This window comes from Staphylococcus sp. GDY8P119P (assembly GCF_017892075.1).
Classification (GTDB): domain Bacteria; phylum Bacillota; class Bacilli; order Staphylococcales; family Staphylococcaceae; genus Staphylococcus; species Staphylococcus ureilyticus.
Genome location: NZ_JAESKJ010000007.1, coordinates 41,598 through 64,217, shown reverse-complemented (window position 1 = coordinate 64,217; position 22,620 = coordinate 41,598). Strand labels below are relative to the sequence as shown.

Here is a 22,620-nt window from a genome sequence, read left to right as displayed (position 1 = left end):
AAAGTTTATATAAATATAAAAATTATAAAAAGCGAGCACTTGAACTGTGCTCGCTTATTGTTTATCTTTTTTTAAATTTAATAATCTCAATGAATTTAAAATAACTAGGATAGCAGCGCCAGTATCGCTGAGGACAGCTAACCATAAAGTTAATAACCCAGGAAATACTAATATGAAAGCAATCAGTTTAATAATCACTGAGAAGTAAATATTTTGCTTGATAATTGTTTTGGCTTTTTTACTAATAGAGATAGATTTTGGAAGTTGCTGCAAGTTATCTGACATCAAAACAATATTTGCTGTTTGCATTGCAGTATCAGATCCTACGCCTCCCATTGCAATTCCTACATCACTTTGAGCAAGTGCAGGTGCATCATTGATACCATCACCAATCATACCAACACGATAACCACGTTTTTGTAAATCTTCAATTGCTGATAATTTATCTTTAGGCATTAATTTTGCATAAGTTTCACGAATACCTGCAAGAGTTGCAATTTTGTTGGCGGTCTCTTGATTATCGCCAGTTAACATAACTGTATTTTTAATGTTGTATTTCTGCAACTGTTGAATAGTTGATTTTATATTTTCTCTTAATGGATCTTCAATCGTGATCAAACCATATAATGTTGTCGTTGAGGATATGATAATGATTGTGTAACCTTGTTTTTCATAATGACTAAACAGTGATGCATGTGATTTTATTTTAGGATTAATGGACTCAATCAAACTTTGATTTCCTGCATAAACGATTTGATTATCTATTTTACCTTTGATACCTTTACCAGTTATATTTTCAAAATCTTTAACATGTTTGGGTGAAATATTTAATTTAGCGGTGTGGTCCACAATAGCTTTACTTATAGGATGTGTTGAATAAGCTTCCAAGCTAAGTGCAAGCTGTAATAGTGTTTGTTCATCACTTTCCATATGTTTAACAGCTGTTACCTTAGGTTTTCCTTCAGTGAGTGTACCTGTTTTATCAAATGCTAATGCATTTAAAGAACCTAATGCTTCTAAGTAATTACCACCTTTAATAAGTACACCATTTTTTGCCGCATTGCCAATCGCTGTCACTATAGCAACAGGCGTTGAAATGACCAACGCACATGGACAAGCGATAACAAGTAATTCTAGTCCTTTATAGAACCATTCACCCCAGGAACCTAATGTAAGCATAGGTGGTATGGCCATTACTAATAGTGCTAATACAAAAGCAACAGGTGTATAAATTTCTGAAAACTTGTCTATAAATGCTTGTGCAGGTGCTTTGTTTGCTTGTGCTGCTTCTACCATATTAATGATTTTTGACAGTGTAGTATCTGCTACTAATGTAGTAACTTTGATTTTCAATGTACCATTTTCATTAATAGAACCAGCATAAACGTTATCATTCGTTGTTTTATCAACAGGTATAGATTCTCCGGTAATAGGTGATTGGTTTAAGCTAGACGTTCCCTCAGTAATAGTGCCGTCTAATGGTATGCGTTCTCCAGGCTTTACAAGAATAATATCGCCAACGTGAATCTCATGTAAATCTTTAGATATAATACCTTCTTTGGTAAATAAGTTGGCTGTTTTGGGCGTTAATTCCATAAGTGATTGAATGGAATTTCTTGTTTTGTCTATCGAAATTGTTTGTAACAAAGTACCAATTGTGAATAGGAAAATAACAATAGCGCCTTCCAAAAACTCACCGATCAGCATAGCGCCAATAACTGCAACTGTCATTAAGACGTTCATATCCAAACTTTTGGATTTTAATGAATAAAACGCACTTTTAAATGGTTTCATGCCGCTAACCAATATGGCAATTGTATATAAAATGTAAGAAAATCCAATTGGTAGAGATGTTATTGACATTAATAGCCCGAGTATTATGAATATGGCAGAAATGATTGGTTTAGTAAATAATCTTAATTTCTGCTCATCATTTTTTTTATTGTTTTGTAAAGTGGCAGTATAGCCAATCTTAGCGACTTCTTTTATAATATTTTTTTCATTTTGGCCATCGATATTGGCTTGAAGTTTACCTGTAGAAAAGTTAACTTGAGCATCTTTTACATAGGGAAGGTTCAAAACATGTTTTTCAACGGTTTTAGCACAATTTCCACAGTCCATGCCTTTAATCATAAATATTGTGTTTTGTGTTGATTGTGGTTGAGTGTTTTGAATATCATAACCTAGTTTTTCCACAGTTTTTATAATTTGGTTTGTCGTATTTGCAGTACTCACTTCGGCTGTTAATTTACCAGTAGCGAAGTTAACTTTTGGATTGTAAACAGCATCTAAGGGTACGAGTGCTTTTTCTATCGTTGTGGCACAAGAACTACAATCGATACCATTAACTTGAAAAGTAACTTTCTGTAATGTGTCAGTAGCGTTTTTTATATCTTTTGACACTTTTTCATTGTTCGCATTTTGACAAGTGTTAGTGCAACAAACATCAGATGATTTATTCATCAGCATCATCCATTCTTAAGTTATTATGGTATTTACAAGTGATAATATCATCTTTTGTTTCTTCTACAATATGATCTACCAAACTCAATAATTCTAAAATATATGGATTTTTAATTTGGTAATAAATATATTTACCGTCTTGTCTAGCAGTCACTAAGCCACATTCTTTTAGACAAGATAAGTGTTGAGAAATACTAGATTGGCTCATTTTTGAGCTTGAAACAATTTCGTTAACAGTCATTTCGGAGACCTTTAATAATTCTAAAATAGTTAATCTAACTTTATTAGAAAGCCCATGTAAAAAACGTGCCTGTAATGTAAAATCATTACTATTCATTTTGAACACCTCATATTAGTAAAACTTAATATATAACATATTAGCATTTTCTAATATGTTATGGAAGGGACTATCGTTAAAAATAAGAAAATGATATAAATTTGTTGAATTTTAGAAGGGAATAAGTGAAAGTAGTAAATATTTGTTGAGTTTAAGAGAAGCATGGGGTTGGATACAATAATGCCATTATTACATATAGAAGAGCGTTCAATAATTATGTGTTAACATGCAACGACAAAAAGAAACATGAAAAAAGAGTTGGATTGAATATATTTCTTACTTTTAAGCTGATGTTTTTGCTTGATATTGTGAAATATAGACATTCAACTCATTTTGCAGTAGTGGACATTACACTGATAGAAAAATGTTATTCTTGTCCACACTGCAAGATTAAAGATATTATTGTTCGCTTATATTATATTGTTCTTTTGCCATTAAACGCAGTGGTCCATAAAATACAATTTTAAATAAACTTTCTACTAAAGTTTGTGGATCAATTTTCCGATTATCTTTCACCCAATATTTAATGAAAGAAATAGATGCACCTGCTACATAACTGTGAAAATAGTCTAGTGGAATGCCATCAACCGTATCTTTTGTAACTAAATGTTTTTTCATATTTTCATACATGACTTGATTTATTTTTGTTTCTAATTGGCTTCTTCTTTCTAACATAAATATGGTTTTATAGAATTCAAAGTTTGTATCGATATGGAGGATGATTTTTTTTAATTTTTCTTCAGTAAAAATACGAGCAAATGCTTCTGCATCCATGCCTACATAAAATTTATCTTTTGTGCTTAATGTATTAGACAAGTCTTCAATATAATCATTTTCCATTTTATTTAATAGCATATATTTATCTTCATAATGGAGATAAAAAGTACCGCGATTAATATCAGCTTTGTGTGTAATATCACTAATCGTTATTTTATCTAGGTCTTTTTCATTTAATAATTGTATAAATGCATGTTTAATAGCATTTTGTGTTTTTCTAACACGTCTGTCTTCAGCCATATATTGAATCTCCTTTTTATTTAATAGACATTTATCTTAAAAGTGTTCATTAAAGAACGTCTTGAACATAATTGCATATTGTATATTACTTACTAATTATTATAATAGACAATGTGATAAATATTCAACACTGTGTTCGTTAAATAGGAGGGAATTAAAAATGAATATTTTTAAAAATAAATTATTATGGCTTGCACCGATTGCAGCTATTCTAATATTTGTAATATTTTCAGTCGCTTTTTATCCAGCATTTAACCCTAAACCCAAAGATATTCCAATTGCAATTGTTAACAACGATAAAGGTGTTGATATGCAAGGTAAAAATATTAATATAGGTAAAAATTTAGAAGATAAATTGCTAGATAGTAATTCAAATAAAATAAAATGGATTCAAGTTGATAATGAAAAAGATTTAAAACAAGGGATGCAAGAACAAAAATATTTTGGAGCAGCTGTTATAGAAAAAGATTTTTCAAAAAATGCTTTAAGCAAAACACAAAAAGTTGTGATGGATTCTAAAAAAGAAGAAATGCAAGATAAAGTTCAATCTGGAGAAATACCAGCAGCACAAGCTAAAATGATGCAAGAAAAAATGTCACAATCTGGCGAGAATCAACAAATAAAACCTCAAAAAGCAAGCTTTAAAACATTTATTAATGATGGTGCAGGCGCGCAAGTTTCACAAATGTCTTCCCAAGTTTTAAAAGGCATGGGTGATAAAATGAACCAACAAATTACTAAACAAAGCTTAGATATTTTAGAGAAACAAAACATTGATTTAAAAGCATCAGATATTCAAAGTTTAACGCACCCAGTTAAAGTGGATAGTGAAAAAGTAAATAAAATCGGTAGTCATCAAGCAGGTGGCAATGGTCCATTCTTAATGTTTATGCCTGTTTGGATGGGTTCTATTATTATTTCTGTATTACTATTCTTTGCATTTAGAACAAGTAATAACATAGCGATACAACATCGTATTATTGCATCATTAGGACAAATTGCCATGACAATTGTTACAGCATTTGTAGGAGCTTTCACGTATGTGTATTTTATGAAACTAGTATTAGACTTTAATTTCAATGCGCCTAATACAACTGCTACATTTATCGCATTAGCAATCATAGGATTTGTCGGACTTATACTCGGTACGATGACTTGGTTAGGCTTGAAGTCTGTTCCAATCTTTTTCTTATTAATGTTTTTCAGCATGCAATTAGTAACATTGCCAAAACAAATGTTGCCTGATTTTTATCAAAAATATATTGTCGATTGGAATCCATTTGCACATTATGCAAACTCATTAAGAGAAATTTTATATTTACATGGCAGCATTCAATTAGATACAACGATGTGGATGTTTATCGGATTCATGATTTTTGGTGCTATTTCTGCACTGATTGCAGCTATAATTAGAAAACACAGTACAAAACGTACAGAAGTTCCGTCTTAAATTTTTAAAACAGAAGTTTATAAAATATAATACACCATCGCTCTAAAACGATTTTTAATGAATCGTTTTAGAGCTTTTTTAATAGGTAATGGTTGAATTTATAAAACGTGGAATAAAAATATGTGATCAGTTATTTCATCGATATGTGGCTGTGCTTTTCTGTTGAAATGAATGTGTTAAAGTGATCATTTTTGTGGTTGAGCTAAGATTTATCTGTTAGAAAATTGGTTACGATATTCAGTAGCGCTAACTTTAAAATGTTTTGTAAAAGTTTTAGAAAATAGAAGCGGGTCTTTATAACCAACTTGAAGTGCTATTTCATTTATTAAAGTATTACTATGGATTAATAATTGAGAAGCATGATACATTCGGATATAAGTTAAATATGCTTTTGGAGAACAATTTAAGTTTTTCTTGAATAGTCTAAATAGATGACTTCGTGTCACATTGACGTGATTTGCTACATCTACAATCATAATGTCTTTTTGATAGTTTGAGTTGATGTAAGCAACCGCTCTTTGAATATCTACATTAATGATATCAACATTAACAGAAAATGCTTTAGGAAATTGTTCTTGTAATTGATAAACTAAACTATATAAGTGCTGCATAATTAAAATATCTTTGGAATTATTTGTTTCAATGGATTTAGAAAAGTCGCATATTTGTTGAATAATATGTCTTATGCTAGATGTTTCTTTATTTGTAATAACATGTTGATCTACAATGTAGCAACGTTGTAAGTAATCTAAAATCTGTTTTCCGCTTATGCCAATCCAGTAATACGTCCATGGGTTAGAAAAAGAAGGTTTATATTCTACATCCATACCTTTCTCTAATAAAAACATGTCACCTTCTTTTAAAGTATGTGCTTTACCATTATATACAAATACGCCCTCTCCATTCGTCACAATATGCAAAACAGCGTCCCTTATTACTGTATATCTATAGCCAACATTTGGTACACCAATTTCAATACCACATTCTATTAAATTAGCATCAATATGCTTTTTTTGAAATTTTTTCCATAATATTTGCATCCAACATACCTCTTAAAATAAATAATCTTTAATTTATATAAACACAATTTAATTATGAAATGCAACATTTTGCCATATATCGTCATCATTATGCTATTCATAGTTGGTATACGCTGTTGATAAAATAGTAGTAACAATTATGAAAGCGCTTTAAATTGTATAAATTCAGAGGTGAAGAAAATGGACAGACATTTGACCGGTATACAAAAATTTTCATTTGGATTCGGTGCTATTGGAAAGGATGCCATATTTAATATTGTTGGCGTATTTTTAATGTTTTACATTACTGATATTGTTGGTTTGAGTCCAGCGTTTGTCGGTGTAATGTTATTTGTTGCACGAATTTGGGATGCGATTAATGATCCTATCATGGGTGTCATCGTTGATAATACAAGAAATAACTTTGGTAAATTTAAAACTTGGTTAGTGATTGGGACAATCATAAATGCAATTGTAACGATTTTATTATTCACAAATTTAGATTTACCACAAACGGCAATGTATATCTATGTATCGATTATCTATATTGCTTGGGGTATGACTTATACGATGATGGATATTCCGTATTGGTCTTGGCTTCCAAATTTAACACATAATCCAAGAGAACGTGAAGAAGTATCAGTAATACCGAGATTTTTTGCAAGTTTAGCTGCCTTTACAGTAGGTACATTTGGTTTATTTTTTATACATAAACTAGGGGATATTTTTGGTAAAGGTAGTGATTCAGTAGGTATTTTTGTTTTTGCGGTTATTTGCAGTATGGTTTTTATTTTTACAATAGGTGTCACTGTATGGAAAGTACCTGAAGATAAAGAAATGGAACAACAAACAGGCATTAAAGTACAATTTAAAGATATTGGTAGAATTTTATTTAAAAATAAAGAGCTCTTAGCAATTATGGGAGTATTACTGACCTTTAACCTTTGCTTACAAACGCTGAATGGCTCAATCATTTATTACTTTAAATATGTAGTTAATGCAGAACATTTATTTGCTATTTTTAATGCAATGATTCTTTGCGAGATGATTGGTTTACTTACTTTGCCACGTTTTATCAAGTGGGTAGGTAGAACAAAGGCTTTTAATACAGCAATATCACTTATAATCATAGGCTTACTATTTATTTTGATTTCAGGTTTTATCGTACCACAAAGTGTTATTACCGTTATTGTGGGAGCAGGGTTATTACGCATTGGTTCTGGATTTATGATTGGTATTACAACAGTATCTTTGGCAGATGTTATTGATTACGGAGAAGTGAAATTTGGCCAACGTAACGAAAGTGTTATTACTTCTACGAACACATTTTTAACGAAAACTTCACAAGCAGTAGCTGCATTAATTGTAGGTGTAGGTTTATCAATATTTGGCTACACACCCAATGAAGAACAAACAGCACTAACCATCAATGGATTACGCATACTTATTATTGTGTTGCCAATTATTTTCGTCATCTTAGCAGCATTTTTATATCATAAAGCCTTCCATTTAAAAGGTGATTTTTTAACAGATATTGAAAAAACACTACAATACAAACGTCAAAAAGAGCATAGAGAACGTATGAGTAAATAAGGGGGAACTTTTTATGTTAGAACAACAATTTCACGAAAATATAGATATTCAACATGTAAACACTTTGCCACGACGTGCATTTTATATTCCTTATCAACTAAAGGAGTCTGCTTACCACCTAGAAACGCGATATCAGACTAATAATGTCACATTATTAAATGGAAACTGGTATTTTAAATATTTTAATTCAATAGAAGATTACTTAAGTAGTCTTGAAATAGATAAGTCACAGATCATTCCAGTACCATCAGTTTGGAATATACATGGATATGACCAAATACAATATTTAAACACACAATATCCAATTCCATTTGATCCACCGTATGTACCCAAATCTAATCCCTGTGGACGTTATATCCGTTCATTTGAAGTGACTGAATACGACGAAAAAAGTGATTATCATTTGAATTTTGAAGGTGTCGATAGTGCCTTTTATCTATGGATTAATAATCAATTTGTTGGTTATAGTCAGATATCACATTCAATTTCTGAATTTGATATCACTAGCTATGTACATTCAGGAACTAATACGATTCAAGTACTTGTTTTAAAATATTCGGATGGTACTTATTTTGAAGATCAAGACATGTTTCGCCATTCAGGTATTTTCAGAGATGTTTATATTTTAAAACGTGCGAAATCACGAATTAATGATTTTAGAATTGAAACACGTGTTAATGAATTGCAAAACCAAGGGATAGTCGACGTAAAATTAGAAGATAAACAGGGCTTGGATAGTGTACAGGCACAATTATATGGTCCTGATGGTGCGTTGTTGCAGGAAGCGGAAATTTCAAACCGCCATCGTTTTATAATTGAAACACCACAATTGTGGTCAACAGAAAAACCAACACTTTATACTATTACGCTTACTACGAAATCAGAGGTAATTACTCAAAAAGTAGGAATTAGAGAAATACGTATACAAGATAATCAGTTTTATATCAATGGTCAATCAATTAAATTTCGTGGAACCAATTATCATGATAGCGATCCTCAAACAGGATATGTAATGAGTGAAGCACAATTTATGAAAGATTTAACACTAATGAAGCAAGGTAACTTTAACGCTATTCGTACAGCACATTATCCTAAGTCGCCTTTGTTTTATGAACTTGCTGATCAATATGGATTTTATGTAATGAGTGAAGCAGATTTAGAAACGCATGGTGTAGTGAGGCTTTATGGCGAAGAAAATACAGATTATTTTAATCTTATTACAGATAATCCGCAATATGAAAAACCAATTGTAGAACGTATTGAAGCGTCCATCATTCCATTTAAAAATTACAGCTCTATTGTTACCTGGTCTATGGGAAACGAGTCAGGATTTGGTGTGAATATTGTAACAGCTATGTCACGAGTAAAAACATTAGATGACACACGTCCTATTCATTATGAGGGAACATTCCATAGAGATAAATCAAAATCATATGATTTATCCAATGTGGAAATGATAAGTAGAATGTATGCATCACCAGAAGAAGTTGAACAAAAGTATCTTACAGACCCTGATTTAGATAAACCATTTATACTTTGTGAATATGCACATGCTATGGGAAATTCACCAGGTGATTTACATGCATATCAAATGCTAGTGGAACAATATGATAGTTTTATTGGTGGTTTTGTATGGGAATGGTGTGACCATGGTATTCAAGTTGGTCAACAAAATGGTAAGCCTATTTTTAGATATGGTGGGGACTTTGGAGAAGAACTTCATGATGGGAATTTCTGTGTGGATGGCATCGTTTCCCCTGATCGTACACCACATGAAGGTTACTATGAATTTAAACATGAACACAGACCTGTTAGAGTAATAGAAGAAGCGAACGGTATATTAAAATTACGTAATCAACTAGATTTCAGTCATGTAGAAAATTATTTAACTATCGAAGCGACAGCAACATTTTTAAACGGTGATAAAACATCGTTTGATATTACGGTTGATAATTTTGAACCACATAGTACACAAGATATAGATTTAAGCAATCATATTAAAATAGCTGAATTAAGCGATATACTATTACGCTATAAATTGAAAAATGAAGAGCCTTTACGTTACATTAATTTTGAATTAGGACAAGATCAAATCGTCTACCAACGTCAATCTACTAACCAACACGAATTAGACGTACAGGAAGGGCCAGTCAGTTATAAAGAAAATAGTCATTCTCTAATAGTGTTAGCAAACGGTTATGCTTATACCTTTAATAAAGAAAATGGTAGTTTGATTTCTGTTGTTTACGAAGGCCATACCATAGTCAATCATCCTACAAAAAATAAGATTTGGCGTGCACCTATAGATAACGATATTAATGTTAGAAAAGATTGGGAATATATGGGTTATGCGGAAGCTTATACACGTGTACAAAATTATAAAGTTGAAGAAAATAACACTGCAGTCAGTATTAATTTCGAAATAGTGATTGTTCATGATGTGGTTCCTCCTATTTTACAAGGAGAAATGACGTGGACTGTTCAAAGCGATGGTTCAATAAATATAACATATGATTTGGAAAAAGATATTGCAGGGCCGTTTCTGCCTAGATTTGGCTTGGAGATAACATTACCACATACATTTGAAGTGGTGAAATACTATGGCAATGGCCCATTCAGTAGTTATTCTGATAAAGGTGTAGCAACGTATTTAGACTACTTCGATACAACAGTCACACAAAATGGTGGTAATCATATTAAGCCACAAGAATCAGGTAGTCATAATGGGACCACATATGCGAAGGTTTCTAATGATGAACATCAAATTACAGTAACCAGTGATCAACCATTCAGTTTTAATACGACACATTACTCATTGGAACAACTTACACACACGATGCATGAAGATCAATTAGTAGAAGAAGAGACTTATATATATATCGATTATGGTCAAAGTGGTATAGGATCCAATAGTTGTGGACCAGAATTAAGTGAAATGTACCAATTAAACGACAAGCATATCCAATTTCAATTTAAGTTAAATTTTGAATAATTAAATTTTTAAAAACGTCCACAAAAAGTAGTGATTAAAAACTAACTTTTTGTGGGCTCTTTTCGTTGGAATTTGGTCTTTTTATCAGGGAACTAACATTTATTATTAGAGTGAGTTTCACAGGTTCGGGAGTTTGGGTATGAAATAAAAGAGTATTAACCTATTTTGAAGGAGTGTTCCGTTTGAAAAATACATTGGAATTCGGGAAGTTATTAAAATCATTAGACGGACAAAAATATGGTGCATATAAACGACTTAAAGGTGAATATGCTTTTGATAAATTTCACTTAATTATAGATCATATACAAGCAGATCCTTACGCACCACCATCTAAAGTGCGTGCTAAAATGCAGCGTCATATTGCCAATATACCAGATGAATTATTAGATTCAGAAGATAAAAAGATTGCTGTATCTGATTTTTTAGCAAGGTCATTTAGTAAGCGTATTAGTGATGTACTTAAAGCTGATAAAACCTCTAAAAAGAGACCTGATATTTTTATAGATCGCTGTGGCCAAGAAATATTACAACGTACTTCTGTAGTGATTAATCAAAGTGAAATTGAGGTTCGCTTTGAGGTAGGTTTACCAGCAGCAGGAAGAAAAATTTTAGGAAAAGTTGCTCATCATATTTTTATAGATTTATTACCTGAAATAGTAGAAAAATCATTAATGTATAAACATATCAATAGAACTGCATTAAATGATCAAGTGACTACGATGATAGATCAGGTATTTATACGCGAGGCACTGTCACGACAAAATTTAGTTGCATTTGTTGCGAATGGTTCTATATTGCCTAGAAAAAGTGGTGTGTCTGATATGCCTTTAGCTGGTGCTGTAACATTCCAAAGTCCACAGGAATTTGAAATTCAATTGAATTTACCTAGTGGAAAGACAGTTAGTGGTATGGGTATTCCGAAGGGGATTACGCTCATTGTTGGTGGTGGATTCCACGGTAAATCAACACTACTAGAAGCTTTAGAGCGTGGTGTATATCACCATATTCCGGGTGATGGACGTGAACTTATTATTACCTGTGAAGATGCGATGAAAATCCGTGCGGAAGATGGAAGAAGTATCGAAAAAGTAAATATTGAACCATTTATAAATAATTTACCAGGTAAAAAAGATACTACTCAATTTTCTACTGAAAATGCGAGCGGTAGTACATCACAAGCAGCAAATGTTATGGAAGCCTTAGAATCTCAAACGTCGTTATTATTAATAGATGAAGATACATCTGCAACAAATTTTATGATTAGAGACGGGAGAATGCAAAAATTAATCGCACCCGAAAAAGAACCAATCACACCTTTTGCTATGAAAGTAAAGTCTTTATACCAAGATTATCATGTTTCAACAATTCTCATCGTAGGAGGTTCTGGCGATTACTTTGAAGTGGCTGATCAAGTATTAATGATGGATGAATATGTATTAAAAGACGTCACTCATAAAGCGAAAGCAATTGCTAGTGAAGATAGTCACTTGAAAGATGAAGCATCACAATGCCACTTTGGAAAAATTTCGCAAAGAATACCATTGAAATCTAGTTTTTCACATAAAGGCAAAGATCAACGTTTTAAAGTAAAAGGCATGCAGACAATTTTATACGGTAAAGAACGAATAAATATTTCGGGATTAGAACAACTTGTTGATGCTAGCCAAACGAACTGTATAGCTACCATGATAGATTATTATCAAAGTCATTTGTTAAATGAACAAGATACGATATCACAAGCAGCTGATAAAATTTTTAATTTGATTAGTGATAAAGGGTTAGATATTATTTCACCGCATCAAGGACACCCTGGTAATCTTGCATTGCCGAGAAAACAAGAATTCTGTGGCGCACTCAATCGCTATAGAGGTTTGAATATTAAAACATATTAAAACATACAAAAAACGGGAGTGGAACTTACGTATTACTTTGTTCCACTCCTGTTTTCTATTTAAATAAATTTTTAGACATCCGGTTAGTCTGAGCTAACACAAGCGTGAGCCTAACCACTAAGCAGGAGTTACGGCAAAAGTATAGCTATGATAAATATAAGCTAGTCTATGAATTTTAATGTAGCGTTGTTGAACTAGAAAAGTTATTAGTAAAGATGAAGATTTAATCTTCAGATTCTGTGTATTCTATAATATCTGCAGGCTGACAATCAAGTGCTTTACATATGGCATCTAATGTTGAAAAACGTATCGCCTTTGCTTTGCCTGTTTTCAAATTTGATAAATTTGCTACAGTAATATCAATTTCATTAGCTAATTCACTGAGTTTCATTTTTCTGTCTGCTAATATTCGATCTAATCTAACTACAATCATTTATATAATCTCCTAAACGGTATAATCAAACTCATCTTGTAAGAATGCACCATATTTAAAAACATTTCCTATAATCCAAATAACGATACCCGCTAAAATAAGTGTGAAATTAAAATTAAAAAAGAAATCTGCAAAGGTTTCGATATCTTTGTCCATTAGTGCATACAATTTAGCATTTTGTCCTAAAAAATTATAAATCATAAAATTATTTGCCAATTCAAAAAATGCTTCAAATACACCCAATCCAATAAAGCAGTAAGAAATTAAAATTATGATGCTTGCGTTTTTATTTGTAAAAACTTGTCCTTTGCTAACATTTTTAAGCCATTTTCTGACATAGGCAATAACCAGAATATAAATTGCAATTAATACAATTATTAATAATAGTATTAATATAACAGATGGTTTAGGAAAAGTAATACTATTTAGGTCATGCTTGGTAATATCATGTGATTTTAGTCCTAATGAATCAACCCAAAAAGGTTTATTGGCTTTGTCTAATTGGGTGTTAATAAATGAAGAAGGAATGATTAACAATGCTATAATTGCGATAATAATTGGTAATATACTAAGAGAAGTTAAAACTAAAGCGATGGTTGCTAAAATAGTTAGTGTTTTGATTAAAATATTAAAACGTTTGCTTTTAATTGTAGACATATTGACGCTCCTTTTAATTGATTAATTTCATTATAACTTAAATATATCGATAATCAATACTTTTTTATCGAATAACGATAAAATAATCGGAGGACGAATTGAATCATTAGATAATACAAAAAGGAAATATAATAATGCTATTATACAATGAACATGAGTGGGTTGAGTAAATGGAGATATAGTGCAGCCATTAATACAACAGTTTATACAAAGAGATATAAGTATAAATATCTCAGGATGATCAACGCTTTATACTTGCGTGTTATATAATCAAAACCACCCGTATAACGGGTGGTTTGTTCTTCGGCTATAAGCCTTTGTTACTGACCAGCCCTGATAAGGGCTCTGAGAAGATCAGCCATATGTACTACTTTCCCAGCAACCCTTAAAAGGGTTGTTTTATTTTTTCTTCTTAGTTTCTTCGCCAGTAAAAGGAGCTATATATTCAACAAGTGTTAATTGCTCCGCAACGATATCCTCTTGTAATTGATTACGAATATAATTTTCTATAACTTTTTTATTTCTTCCAACTGTATCAACGTAAAAACCTTTACACCAAAATTTTCTGTTACCATATCTATATTTTAAATGTGCATGTCTATCAAAAATCAACAAACTACTCTTTCCTTTTAAATATCCTACAAATTGCGAAACGCTTAATTTGGGTGGAATACTAACTAACATATGAATGTGATCTTTACATGCTTCAGCTTCAATAATTTCTACGCCTTTTCTTTCACACAGCTGTCGCAATATTATTCCAATATCTTTCTTTATTTTTCCGTATATAATTTGTCTTCTATATTTAGGAGCGAAGACAATGTGATACTTACAATTCCATTTTGTATGTGCTAAACTATTTGTGTCTGATGACATAAGTTGCATCTCCTCGTGTTGTTTATTTTGGTTGGCTGACCAAATATTATTTTAGCACGTAGAGATGCAATTTTTAATACAACGGTATAACCATACTGCACCATACGCATAGCGTATGGTTTTTTTATCCAATAAAAACAAAAAGCCATCATAGGTAAGTCTTACCTATGATGGCTTTTGTCATTTATTAATATTCAATGTTTGGTGCTTTGTTTACATGTTGTTGGTAACGTTTAAGGCCTACAAATGCTAATGCGCCTATAGCCACAACTACTAATAATTTTTTCATACATTTCGCTCCTTTAAGTGAATCATTGATAACAAAGTATTTTTAAAAATACCAATGAACAACAAAGATTAAGGAACCAACAGGCATTCAGTAACGATAAAATATATCGAGACACATCTCTTAAGATGCGAGCAGAAAATAATATACGGTTGTAGGTTCATAAATAGGTGTTTCACACAATCTTAATCTCAGTTCATTTTAGTTTTTACACTTAAGCAATCAAAAATTTATTCGTAATAATTTAATTCAAGATCTTTTGAAGTTTGTTGACGTGTTTTTCTCATTAAATCAACATCTTCAATTAATGATTTGCCATAAGAAGGAATCATTTTTTGGATTTTAGGTTCCCAATCATTTTTGTATTCAGAGAAGTTTTTCTCTAATACTTCTAATGCTACAGATACAGAAGTTGATGCTCCTGGTGATTCACCAAGTAATGCAATGACAGAATGGTCTTCTGAGTTTACAACTTCTGTTCCGAATTGGATGAAGCCTTTACCATATTCTTCAGTATCTTTAATCACTTGAACACGTTTGCCGGCAGTATATAATTGCCAATCTTCATCGCGTGCTTCTGGATAGAAAGTACGTAAGTGGTTCATGCAACCTTCTTTTGTCATTAAAATTTGGTCAAATGAATATTTAAGTAGCGGTAAGTTTTTCGCTGCCGCTGATAATAATGTTGTGATGTTACTTGGTTTAACAGATTTAAATAAATCTAAGTTTGAACCATATTTTAAGAATTTAGGACCAATACTTGCAAACGGTCCAAATAATAATGTTTTTTGACCATTAATGAAACGTGTGTCTAAATGTGGCACAGTCATTGGTGGTGTGCCTGGTGGTTCTTTACCATACACTTTGGCATCATGTTCTTCAATCACATTTGGATTTGTACATGTTAAGAATTGGCCTGTAATAGGGAATCCACCTAAATGTTTACTTTCAGGGATGCCTGTTTTTTGTAGTAATGGAATAGCAGCACCGCCAGCACCGATAAATACATAATCAACTAATTGTGTTTGTGTTTCACCAGTATTTACATTGCGGATTTGAACTTCCCATTTACCATCGTTACGTTGATTGAAATCAAGTACTTCATGATGGTATTGAACTTCTACTTGTGGGCTTTTTTCAAGGTTTCTCGCCATTTTACGAGTTAATTCACCAAAGTTTACGTCAGTACCTTCATTAATTTTGCTGGCAGCCATAATGTCGTTTGCGCTATGACCTTGCATCATTAATGGAATCCATTTTCTCATCTCTTCGATATCTTCAGTATATTCGATATTATCGAACATAGGGAAGTTTTTCATTGCTTCATAACGGTCTTTTAAAAACTTAACGTTATTTTTACCTCTTACGAAACTAATGTGTGGTAAAGGATGAATGAATTCTCTAGGGTTTTCGATATAGTTATTTTTAACTAAATAGCCCCAGAATTGTTTAGAGATTTCAAACTGCTCATTAATCTCTTTTGCTTTTTCAATATCAATTGAACCATCAGGTTGTTGCACTGTATAGTTCAATTCACAAAGTGCAGCATGTCCTGTACCTGCGTTATGACGTTCGTTTGAGCTTTCGTCACCAGGACGATCTAAACGTTCGTATAATTTAATGTTCCAATTTGGTTCAAGTTCATTAAGCATAGAACCAAAAGTAGTACTTAATACACCGGCGCCAATAAGAATGACGTCTTTTGACTCAGTTTTAGCCATAGTTCCTCACCTTTCATTCTTAATAACATCAGTAACAAATTGTCATACATTGTCACTCATCTTATGTCTTTATTTACTATTATATTACGCGATTCACACATGTGAAAATACATATTAATCATATAACACATTCCTATTTGGAATATGTGACCATACTTATAATAATTTACCCTATATTTCAAGTATAAATCATTAAAATAAGTGACAATAACTGCTACATAGTAATATTACATTATAGTATCTATAAATTTCAATTATATATGTCTTAATTAATTATAAAGGGTATAGAAGTAAAAATTTAGACGTGTGAATTTATATTTAAGCAATTGTTTTTATCAACCACTTATTAAATACATAACAATTAAATAAGCAAAATGTTTCATATGAAACATAGATATAAAATGATGTCTCTCAATAATTGCGGGTTATCTTTTAATGAGAAAAATTGGCAAAACTTTGTTATACTGATTAATAAAATGTAAGCGCTTACTAATTTAATTGATAAAGGAGACTCTATATGAAAGATAAAGTGATAATGGTTACTGGTGGAAGTAGTGGTATGGGAAAAGCAATGGCGAAACGTTTTGCTGAAGAAGGTGCGAATGTCGTTATAACAGGTAGATCGTTAGAACGGTTAGAAGCAACGAAAAAGGAAATTGAACACCGAGAAGGACAAATTTTATGTGTTGATATGGATGTTCGTGATACGGAACGCGTACAATATACAGTGGATGAAGCCATTAATACTTTTGGTAAAATAGATGGTTTGGTTAATAACGCAGCTGGTAACTTTATATGTGCTGCTGAAGAACTAACAACTAATGGTTGGAATTCTGTCGTAGATATTGTCTTAAATGGAACTTGGCATTGTACACAAGCTGTTGGAAAAAAATGGATTGAACAAGGACATCGTGGACGTATTATCAATATGGTGGCAACTTATGCATGGCGTTCAGGGCCAGGTGTTGTACACTCTGCTAGTGCAAAAGCGGGTGTGTTAGCCATGACCAGAACGCTCGCTGTAGAGTGGGGTTCAAAGTATGGCATTACCGTAAATGCAATTGCGCCAGGCCCTATAGATCATACAGGAGGCTCTGGAAAACTTAGTTTATCGGAAGACGCACGTCAACAAACATTGGACAGTGTGCCTTTAGGACGCATGGGCCAACCAGAAGAAATTGCAGGATTAGCTAAGTTTTTATTTTCTGAAGAGGCAAATTACATTAATGGTGCTTGTATGACAATGGATGGTGGTCAATGGCTTAACCAAAACGCATTTTAACATCATAGCGTAACTTTATGAAGATAATAGAAATAATAACAGGCTGTGACACACTAATTGTTACAGCCTGTTATTGATGATAATAGTTTTTTAGCAAGTCGATTTTGTTATGGATAAGGATAATTTTCACATTAAATTAAACCGAGCCAATGCCAATAAGTGGCGCTAAATAAAATCATAAGTAAATAACCAATAACCGTTATAGGAATCCCTGTTTTTAAAAAATCTTTAACAGTAAATGTTTCTGTGCCATAGGCCAACATTGATTGTGGTGAGCTTACAGGTAGTAAGAAACCAAAGCTGATAACGAATTGTTGTATAAGCACAAATCCCACAGACTGATTGCCTAAATCCAAGGTAGTGGTTAGTGAAATAAATACAGGAATTAACGCTGATGCTAAACTTGTTGCACTTGCAAAACCTAAATGTATTAAAATATTGAAAAGTGCAATTAATGCAATGGTTACTACAAGAGGATAATGATTTAAACCCATGATGCCAAACGTTTGATCACTCAACCATTGCGCAGCTGTTGTTTTTAAAAGTACATTTCCTAAAGATATACCAACGCCAAAAACAATAATAGTTCCCCAAGGTATACGACTTTCAGCTTCTTTCCAAGACATGACGCCAATTTTAGGAGTTAGCATGACAGCCAGTGCTAATAAAATGATTGAAGATGAATCAATAGGATGTAATATTTTTTCGGTAGACCAAAGTATTAATAAAATGATAGATATTCCAATAAGACGGCACTCTTTAGAAGTTACGGGCCCCATCGCTTTTAACTGTTGTTGAATTAAAGATTTACCGCCTGAAAGTTCTTTTTCTTCAGGAGGCATCACTTTAAGCATGATAAAATAAAGCGCAATTGACATCAATACAGACCAAGGTCCTGCATATAATAACCACTGCCCCCATGATATATCAGTATTTAATTGATCATTTATAAAGTTAATTGCGACAATGTTTTGTGCAGCTGCAGTTTTTATACCAATATTCCAAATAGAAACTGCTTGTACAGCTGTGATAACTAAAAGTCCAGCTAATTTACTTTGTTTAGCAACACCGAATGCTGTAATCATTCCTAATAATATAGGAATCACAGCACCTGCTCGTGCAGTTGCTGATGGAACGAAGAATGCTAAAAATATTGCTACTAATATTGTACCTATGACGATGCGACTTGTCTTATTGCCTGCTACAGATAGTACAATGAGTGCAAGCCTTTTATGAAGTTGTGTGATTTGCATTGCGGTTGCTAAAAAAAGAGCAGCCGCAACTAAAGCTAATGCACTCGTAGAAAACCCACTAAAAGCAAGTTTTAAAGCATTACCTGTTCCGAAAAGTGAATTTCCCTTCAATATTTCACCATTTGACTGAGGATGCCCTAGTGATTCAGATAAATTTTGTACTGGACTGAACCCTATCAATAAAATAATGAGTCCAACAATCATGACCGCAGAAACTGGATAAGTCACTGCTTCAGTAACCCATAATATGACTGCAAATAATAATATTGCTAATGCGCTTTTAGCCATAAGCGGTAAACTTTCTGGTGTAGGCAATAACAACAAAGCGATTAAGACAGTGATGCTTGTGAGTAACCAAAACGGTTTAAAATGAGATGTAGATTTAGTAGATGAATCTTTGCGCATATATTTCCACTCCCTTGTTATATCTTTCACAATAATATTACAAATTTTATTAAGTTGTATCATTATAATTTAAGAAAGTTCATAAAAAGTTACTAATTATGTATATGATAAATCGTTAATTTTAAAAATTTTATAGTAATTATGAGAAGATACTTTTGATATGAATATGGGAGAGGCGTTCAACACTGCGACATTAAATCGTTTGCAAGTTTAATTAATAATAAATAGGTAATAGCAATACTAATGGAAAATATAAGAATGCCATTAAACATTTAATAAATAAAAAAGGTGATTAATATGGATGTTAGATTTCCAATTGGTGAATTAGAAGTACCAGATTATGTGACACTAAAAGATATCCAACGGTGGCTTAGTGAAATTGAGACGTATGCATATAGATTAAGACAAACTGTAGATCATTTAAATGAAGAAGCGTTAAACAAACAATATCGGGAGAAAAGTTGGAATGTACGACAACTTGTTCATCATATAGCAGATTCTCAATTAAATATGTTTCAACGCTTAAAATTGGCATTAACAGATACGAATCCAGTTGTTGATCCTTTTATTCAAGATGAGTGGGCTAAACTTGCTGATAGTCAACTTCCTATAGAATGTTCCCTTAAAATGTTAGAAGGTATAAATGAACGTATTATAGCAATTGGTAATCATTTAACAGAAAATGATTTGAATCGTACATTTACATTAAGAGGAAGCGGAGAAATATCTGTTGCTACTAAAGTTGCTAAATTAGCTTGGCATGAAGAACATCATTTAGCGCATATTAAAATTGCATTATCATAATAAATATATGTTGAGACCGTTCAATTTTAATCATTGAACGGTTTTTTTCATGTATAAATAACAAACTAACTACGATAGTTGTCACACTAATTACAATTGTGTTACAGAAAAATTAGTTTGAAAATTAGTTTATATACTTTAGGAATAGGTTTTTTTACAAATTATCTTCGAATTTATATTCGATTTAATGTAATTATTATGTAAAATGCACAGGATTTTTTTAATTTCGCTGTAACCTACAAGGTTTTTATGGATGTTATAGTATTTACTGGAAATTGGTTGAAACAGCATTGGATTTTTCAAAAATAACAATTGGTTTCAATATCACAGATAAAATTAATTCTTAAAAATATAAAAACAAACTTGTAGGAGGATTTACTCAAAAATGAAAAAAACAGTATTAGCTTCAACATTAGCAGTAGGATTAGGTGTAACAGGATTTGCAGCAGGAAATTCAGCTGACGCGGCTGAACAAGGTATTGACAAAGCAGAATTAGCAAACTTAGCACAATCTAACCCAGAACAATTAAATGCATCACCAGTACAAGAAGGTTCATATAGCTATAACTTTAATTATAATGGTTTAAACTATAACTTTGAATCAAATGGACAAACTTGGTCATGGAGTTATGGTGAAGGTTCAAGCGCTAACGCTTCAACTGTAGAACAACCACAACAAGCACAAACTGAGCAACCAGCTCAACAAACTGCACCACAAACTGAACAAACACAACAACCTCAACAAGAAGCAACTACGAAAGCTTCAACTCAATCATCAAGCTCAAATGAAGCTTCAAGTGGTTCTTCAGTAAACGTTAATTCACATTTACAAGCAATCGCGCAACGTGAATCAGGCGGCGACTTAAAAGCTGTTAACCCATCTTCAGGTGCAGCAGGTAAATACCAATTCTTACAAAGCACTTGGGATTCAGTAGCACCAGCACAATATAAAGGTGTATCTCCAACAGAAGCACCAGAATCAGTACAAGATGCTGCAGCTGTAAAACTTTACAATGAAGTTGGCGCTTCACAATGGGTTACTGCATAATCTGAATTATAATTCTTAATTAAAATCAAAAAATACTAATAAAAGCTATGAAAGCATCTTTCAGTAGAGAAGCTTTCATAGCTTTTTTATTTAACAATTGGATAAAGTTACGTGTATTTAAGCATAAAGTTATAAAAAGTCATTCCAAACACCTTCATTTGGAGTAGAAGTTACAGAAATAATTTCATCTTTAGTTGGATGTTTGACACTGAGTTTATATGCCCAAAGTGCGATTTGTTGACCGGGTTTATTAAATTTTTGGCCGTATTTTTGATCTCCGTATAAGGGTAAGTTTTGATTTGCGAATTGAACTCTAATCTGATGTGAACGACCTGTTTTTAATTGGATTTGAACCAAAGTTTTACGATTAATGGTTTTGATAACTTTATAATTCAAAATTGCCTCTTTAGCTTCTTTTTTCTTGGAATTAACCACATATACAATGTTTTTATTTCTATCTTTCCATAAATAATCACGAAGTTCACCTTCTTTTTTTGAAGGTACACCGTGAATAATCGCTAGATATGTTCTATATAATTTTTGTTTTCTAAGTTCATTAGATAACCTAGAGGCCGCTTTGGATGTTTTAGCGAATACGATTGCGCCTCCAACAGGCCGATCAAGGCGATGTACGAGACCAAGATATACATTTCCTGGTTTATTGTATTGGACTTTTATGTAATTTTTTAAAATAGACAACAAATCTTGATCTCTTGAGTTATCTTCTTGTACAGGAACATTGATAGGTTTCTCTACCATTAATAAATGGTTATCTTCATAAAGAATATTGTCGAACATTTAATTCCTCCAACATAATATACATTATTAGTTTTCGTAAATTTTAAAATAAAATTATTAAAATTAAACCAAATTAAGATATTATCAGTAGTTAGATATAAATTCAATCTTCCTTATATCTAAAAATCATAAAAAGTAATTATTTATTAAGGTGAAAGTGAATATTATTTTCACACTAATTACATTGTCATTACATATTTGTAAAAGTAGAATAATAGTTCCTGATTGATGTGTTGGTTTTTTGAATGGAATTGAGGTACGTGATCAATGTAATTGAGGCGTAAAAATTCTAGA

18 protein-coding genes are annotated in these 22,620 nt (G+C 32.0%); 7 read left to right on the top strand and 11 right to left on the bottom strand.

Annotated elements, in window-relative coordinates; translation table 11 throughout:
• Positions 1-54: 54 nt before the first annotated feature.
• From KA830_RS09845 to KA830_RS09835, 3 genes are all read right to left on the bottom strand, one after another.
• Positions 55-2,463 (bottom strand): heavy metal translocating P-type ATPase, encoded by a 2,409-nt coding sequence (locus KA830_RS09845; protein WP_204179809.1) that lies wholly within the window; start codon positions 2,461-2,463, stop codon positions 55-57.
• A complete protein-coding gene (locus tag KA830_RS09840; protein ID WP_073344805.1) occupies positions 2,456-2,800 on the bottom strand; it encodes an ArsR/SmtB family transcription factor in 345 nt (114 codons plus the stop codon). The genes KA830_RS09845 and KA830_RS09840 overlap by 8 nt, the downstream gene beginning before the upstream one ends.
• A 399-nt stretch (positions 2,801-3,199) precedes the next feature.
• Positions 3,200-3,817, bottom strand: coding sequence for a TetR/AcrR family transcriptional regulator (locus KA830_RS09835; protein WP_064209913.1), 618 nt, complete (start codon positions 3,815-3,817; stop codon positions 3,200-3,202).
• Positions 3,818-3,977: 160 nt separating this feature from the next.
• On the opposite strand from KA830_RS09835, the gene KA830_RS09830 reads away from it, so the two are divergent.
• Positions 3,978-5,267: a YhgE/Pip domain-containing protein gene (locus tag KA830_RS09830; RefSeq protein ID WP_204179808.1), complete on the top strand. Its 1,290-nt coding sequence runs from the start codon at positions 3,978-3,980 to the stop codon at positions 5,265-5,267.
• Between the two features lie 209 nt (positions 5,268-5,476).
• Here KA830_RS09830 and KA830_RS09825 read toward each other — a convergent pair whose 3' ends face one another.
• Complete coding sequence (locus KA830_RS09825; RefSeq protein WP_210134214.1) at positions 5,477-6,307, bottom strand: AraC family transcriptional regulator; 831 nt, start codon at positions 6,305-6,307, stop codon at positions 5,477-5,479.
• A 180-nt stretch (positions 6,308-6,487) separates the two neighbouring features.
• On the opposite strand from KA830_RS09825, the gene melB reads away from it, so the two are divergent.
• The 3 genes from melB (at position 6,488) to KA830_RS09810 (ending at position 12,763) form a co-directional block, all read left to right on the top strand.
• Positions 6,488-7,879 carry a melibiose:sodium transporter MelB gene (gene melB, locus KA830_RS09820; RefSeq protein ID WP_046206928.1) on the top strand — a complete coding sequence of 464 codons (1,392 nt, stop codon included), beginning with the start codon at positions 6,488-6,490 and terminating at the stop codon, positions 7,877-7,879.
• A gap of 13 nt (positions 7,880-7,892) precedes the next feature.
• Positions 7,893-10,871: a glycoside hydrolase family 2 TIM barrel-domain containing protein gene (locus tag KA830_RS09815; protein ID WP_204179806.1), complete on the top strand. Its 2,979-nt coding sequence runs from the start codon at positions 7,893-7,895 to the stop codon at positions 10,869-10,871.
• A gap of 182 nt (positions 10,872-11,053) precedes the next feature.
• Positions 11,054-12,763 carry an ABC-ATPase domain-containing protein gene (locus KA830_RS09810; RefSeq protein WP_046206930.1) on the top strand — a complete coding sequence of 570 codons (1,710 nt, stop codon included), beginning with the start codon at positions 11,054-11,056 and terminating at the stop codon, positions 12,761-12,763.
• 223 nt (positions 12,764-12,986) lie between these two features.
• Here the strand turns inward: KA830_RS09810 and KA830_RS09805 are convergent, their stop codons facing one another.
• From KA830_RS09805 to lqo, 5 genes are all read right to left on the bottom strand, one after another.
• Positions 12,987-13,196, bottom strand: a complete 210-nt coding sequence (locus KA830_RS09805) for a helix-turn-helix domain-containing protein (protein ID WP_046206931.1) — start codon at positions 13,194-13,196, stop codon at positions 12,987-12,989.
• A gap of 12 nt (positions 13,197-13,208) precedes the next feature.
• Entirely contained in the window at positions 13,209-13,853 is a 645-nt protein-coding gene (locus KA830_RS09800) for a DUF2975 domain-containing protein (RefSeq protein ID WP_064209908.1), read from the bottom strand.
• 399 nt (positions 13,854-14,252) lie between these two features.
• The gene (gene tnpA / locus KA830_RS09795; protein ID WP_204179805.1) at positions 14,253-14,729 is read right to left on the bottom strand and encodes an IS200/IS605 family transposase; all 477 of its coding nucleotides are present in this window, start codon (positions 14,727-14,729) and stop codon (positions 14,253-14,255) included.
• Between the two features lie 187 nt (positions 14,730-14,916).
• Positions 14,917-15,018 (bottom strand): SE2200 family small protein, encoded by a 102-nt coding sequence (locus KA830_RS09790; protein ID WP_064499651.1) that lies wholly within the window; start codon positions 15,016-15,018, stop codon positions 14,917-14,919.
• 227 nt (positions 15,019-15,245) lie between these two features.
• Positions 15,246-16,736, bottom strand: coding sequence for an L-lactate dehydrogenase (quinone) (gene lqo, locus KA830_RS09785; RefSeq protein WP_204179804.1), 1,491 nt, complete (start codon positions 16,734-16,736; stop codon positions 15,246-15,248).
• Between the two features lie 517 nt (positions 16,737-17,253).
• On the opposite strand from lqo, the gene fadH reads away from it, so the two are divergent.
• Positions 17,254-18,018, top strand: coding sequence for a 2,4-dienoyl-CoA reductase (gene fadH / locus KA830_RS09780; RefSeq protein ID WP_046206934.1), 765 nt, complete (start codon positions 17,254-17,256; stop codon positions 18,016-18,018).
• Positions 18,019-18,149: 131 nt separating this feature from the next.
• Here fadH and KA830_RS09775 read toward each other — a convergent pair whose 3' ends face one another.
• Positions 18,150-19,676 carry an SLC13 family permease gene (locus KA830_RS09775; protein WP_210123093.1) on the bottom strand — a complete coding sequence of 509 codons (1,527 nt, stop codon included), beginning with the start codon at positions 19,674-19,676 and terminating at the stop codon, positions 18,150-18,152.
• A gap of 297 nt (positions 19,677-19,973) precedes the next feature.
• Between KA830_RS09775 and KA830_RS09770 the strand changes: the two genes are divergently transcribed.
• Together KA830_RS09770 and KA830_RS09765 are read left to right on the top strand one after the other, a co-directional pair.
• Entirely contained in the window at positions 19,974-20,480 is a 507-nt protein-coding gene (locus KA830_RS09770) for a YfiT family bacillithiol transferase (RefSeq protein ID WP_204179803.1), read from the top strand.
• 385 nt (positions 20,481-20,865) lie between these two features.
• Positions 20,866-21,528 (top strand): transglycosylase family protein, encoded by a 663-nt coding sequence (locus tag KA830_RS09765; protein WP_064209904.1) that lies wholly within the window; start codon positions 20,866-20,868, stop codon positions 21,526-21,528.
• Positions 21,529-21,657: 129 nt separating this feature from the next.
• On the opposite strand, the gene KA830_RS09760 is transcribed toward KA830_RS09765, so the two are convergent.
• Positions 21,658-22,326, bottom strand: a complete 669-nt coding sequence (locus KA830_RS09760; RefSeq protein WP_064209903.1) for an RluA family pseudouridine synthase — start codon at positions 22,324-22,326, stop codon at positions 21,658-21,660.
• Positions 22,327-22,620 lie beyond the last annotated feature (294 nt).

Coding starts and splice junctions, on each gene's coding strand:
- fadH (WP_046206934.1), top strand. CDS start 17,254: ATGAAAGATAAAGTGATAATGGTTACTGGTGGAAGTAGTGGTATGGGA.
- KA830_RS09815 (WP_204179806.1), top strand. CDS start 7,893: ATGTTAGAACAACAATTTCACGAAAATATAGATATTCAACATGTAAAC.
- melB (WP_046206928.1), top strand. CDS start 6,488: ATGGACAGACATTTGACCGGTATACAAAAATTTTCATTTGGATTCGGT.
- lqo (WP_204179804.1), bottom strand. CDS start 16,736: ATGGCTAAAACTGAGTCAAAAGACGTCATTCTTATTGGCGCCGGTGTA.
- KA830_RS09825 (WP_210134214.1), bottom strand. CDS start 6,307: ATGCAAATATTATGGAAAAAATTTCAAAAAAAGCATATTGATGCTAAT.
- KA830_RS09805 (WP_046206931.1), bottom strand. CDS start 13,196: ATGATTGTAGTTAGATTAGATCGAATATTAGCAGACAGAAAAATGAAA.
- KA830_RS09760 (WP_064209903.1), bottom strand. CDS start 22,326: ATGTTCGACAATATTCTTTATGAAGATAACCATTTATTAATGGTAGAG.
- KA830_RS09800 (WP_064209908.1), bottom strand. CDS start 13,853: ATGTCTACAATTAAAAGCAAACGTTTTAATATTTTAATCAAAACACTA.
- KA830_RS09765 (WP_064209904.1), top strand. CDS start 20,866: ATGAAAAAAACAGTATTAGCTTCAACATTAGCAGTAGGATTAGGTGTA.
- KA830_RS09830 (WP_204179808.1), top strand. CDS start 3,978: ATGAATATTTTTAAAAATAAATTATTATGGCTTGCACCGATTGCAGCT.
- KA830_RS09840 (WP_073344805.1), bottom strand. CDS start 2,800: ATGAATAGTAATGATTTTACATTACAGGCACGTTTTTTACATGGGCTT.
- KA830_RS09775 (WP_210123093.1), bottom strand. CDS start 19,676: ATGCGCAAAGATTCATCTACTAAATCTACATCTCATTTTAAACCGTTT.
- KA830_RS09845 (WP_204179809.1), bottom strand. CDS start 2,463: ATGAATAAATCATCTGATGTTTGTTGCACTAACACTTGTCAAAATGCG.
- KA830_RS09835 (WP_064209913.1), bottom strand. CDS start 3,817: ATGGCTGAAGACAGACGTGTTAGAAAAACACAAAATGCTATTAAACAT.
- KA830_RS09790 (WP_064499651.1), bottom strand. CDS start 15,018: ATGAAAAAATTATTAGTAGTTGTGGCTATAGGCGCATTAGCATTTGTA.
- KA830_RS09770 (WP_204179803.1), top strand. CDS start 19,974: ATGGATGTTAGATTTCCAATTGGTGAATTAGAAGTACCAGATTATGTG.
- tnpA (WP_204179805.1), bottom strand. CDS start 14,729: ATGTCATCAGACACAAATAGTTTAGCACATACAAAATGGAATTGTAAG.